General features: G+C 53.2%; 2 protein-coding genes. Both read left to right on the forward strand.

The window, feature by feature from the left end; translation table 11 throughout:
- Positions 1 to 192: 192 nt before the first annotated feature.
- Complete coding sequence (gene istA, locus HMPREF1986_RS11050; protein ID WP_021774940.1) at positions 193 to 1,689, forward strand: IS21 family transposase; 1,497 nt, start codon at positions 193 to 195, stop codon at positions 1,687 to 1,689.
- 53 nt (positions 1,690 to 1,742) lie between these two features.
- Positions 1,743 to 2,519, forward strand: a complete 777-nt coding sequence (gene istB, locus HMPREF1986_RS11055) for an IS21-like element helper ATPase IstB (RefSeq protein WP_021774941.1) — start codon at positions 1,743 to 1,745, stop codon at positions 2,517 to 2,519.
- The last annotated feature ends 151 nt before the right edge of the window (positions 2,520 to 2,670 follow it).

Raw genomic sequence — 2,670 nt, forward strand, 5'->3', positions numbered from 1 at the left:
CTATAGCTGTCGATCCGCTTTCCCTTCGGGATAATGATTATCCCGGCCCCTTTTGAGCCACCTGTCCGGACTTTGAGAGCCACCATTCCGGAGAATGGGAGCCACTGATTCCGGATTTTCAGAGCCGCTTTTGATGACCTTTATAATGGATGTGCACGCTTTTGCGTGACTACATTCAAAGGAGGTCACCATATGAGACCTAAGTATCGCGAGATCCTTCGGCTTAAGAGCCTGGGATTCAGTGAGCGGAACATCGCACATTCCTGCGGTGTCTCTCGCAACACTGTCAGCAAAGTCACGAATCGGGCGTCTGAGTTAAATATCTCATGGCCGCTCGATCACGGTATGACTGACAGCGCTCTCGAGGAACTCCTGTTCCCTCGGGAAAAGTCAGCAACAGACCGGCGTCTGCCTGACTATGATTACGTCCGCAAAGAACTTCTACGAAACGGTGTAACCAAGAAGCTTCTGTGGATCGAATACTGTGAGCTCTGCCGCCAGTCCGGAGACGAGCCGCTTATGTATTCCCAGTTCTGCGAATACATCCGCAAGGATGAGCAGAAACGGCGTGCTACTATGCACATCCCCAGAAAACCCGGTGAACAGATTGAAGTGGACTGGGCAGGCGATCCTGCTCACATCATCGATCCGGATACCGGCGAGATCACAGACTGCTGGCTGTTTGTAGGTGTTCTCACCTACAGCCAGTATACTTTCGTCGAAGCTTTCATGAATGAGAGGACAGGGAACTGGATCAAAGCCCACGTCCACATGTTCGAATTCTTTGGCGGCGTAACCCCGATGCTGGTGGCGGATAACTGCACCACCGCTGTCGATCACAAAAAGAGCGACTGGTATACACCGGTGCTCAATACGACGTATCACGAACTGGCGGAGCATTATAATACTGCGATTCTGCCGGCGCGTGTCCGCCGTCCCAAGGACAAACCGAATGTAGAGGGTTCCGTAGGCAAGATATCCACCTGGATCACCGCGGCACTGCGGAACGAGCAGTTCTTCTCACTGGCTGAACTCAACGAGGCCATCCGGAAGAAACTCGCCGCCTACAATGCCAGGCAGTTCCAGAAAAAGGAATGCAGCAGGCTCAGTCTGTTTCTTGGGGAAGAACAGCCACTACTGGCATCTTTGCCTGCCGCACCCTTTGAACTGGCCGAATGGAAGCAAGCCACCGTTCAGTTCAACTATCACATCTCAGTAGACGGTATGTACTACTCCGTGCCTTATCAGTATATCAAAGACAAGGTCGATGTGCGTGCAACAGACAGCACGATTGAAGTTTTCTATAACCACGACCGAATCGCTTCCCATCGCCGTTTATACGGCAGGGCCGGTCAGTATTCCACAGTCACAGCGCACATGCCCGAAGACCACCAGAAATATCTGGAGTGGAACGGTGACCGTTTCCGCAGATGGGCGGATCAGATTGGAACAAATACACGTAAGGTCGTAGACGCGGTCCTTACCTCCGGCAGGGTCGAACAGCAGTCCTACAGAAGCTGTATGGGACTGCTGAGGCTGGCGGAAAAGCATACACCGCAGCGCCTTGAAGCCGCTTGCGAACGTGCTCTTTCCTACAGCGGCCGGCCCAGCTACAAAAGTATCAAAAATCTCCTTGCTGCCATGAAGGCGGATCCGGAAGCGTTTGCTGCTCCGGAACAGGAGGAATAGACCAAACCGCGCGGCATTACCCGCGGCGCCAGATACTACGGAGGTAAAAGATCATGACCAACGAGAGCACCATCAACAAGCTGATTGAAATGCGCCTTACGACCATGGCCGATTCCTTCCGTATCCAGAAGGATGACGTCTCTATGAAGGACGTGCCGTTCGATGACCGCTTCGGCATGCTGGTCGATGCGGAATATACGAGCCGCAAAAACAACCGCCTGAAGAGGCTGATCAAAAGAGCCGAATTCGAACAGCCCGATGCCAGTATCGCCGCTATCGACTACCGTTCCGGTCGCAAGCTCAACAAAGACCTTATCGAACGGCTGGCAACCTGCGAATACATCACAGAGTATCGCAACATCTTCATCACTGGTGCAACTGGTAGCGGCAAGACCTACATGGCCTGTGCCTTCGGCATGGAAGCCTGTAAGAGGTACTATACTGTCAAGTATGTCCGCCTGCCCGACCTGCTTCTGGATATCCAGACAGCCCGTGATGATGGAACCTTTAAAACTGTGCTGAAGAAGTACACCAACCCGCTGCTACTGATCCTCGATGAATGGCTCCTTCTCCGTCTTAAGGAGGACGAGGCGAAAAATCTCTTCGAGCTGATCCACAAGCGTCGCAAAAGATCCTCGACAATCTTTTGCTCCCAGTTCCGAGAGAGCGAGTGGTATCAACAGATCTGCGGCGGTGAGAGCACTCTCGCCGATGCGATCATGGATCGAATCACTTACGATTCATACAAGATCGACATCGAGAGCGCTGATCCCTCCAAAGACATCTCCATGAGAAAAGTCTATGGACTGGATCCGGCCAAAGCAAGGTAACCTGTAAACTATAATTCACCGGGGTGGCTCCGAAAGTCCGGACAGGTGGCTCCCGCCACACCGGACAGGCGGCTCCCGCCACACCGGACAGGCGGCTCTGCCGCCCCGGAATAATCAGGGATAAAACGCCGGATCAGGCCATTGTGGTTCT

The organism is Oribacterium sp. oral taxon 078 str. F0263 (genome assembly GCF_000469565.1).
Classification (GTDB): Bacteria; Bacillota; Clostridia; order Lachnospirales; family Lachnospiraceae; genus Oribacterium.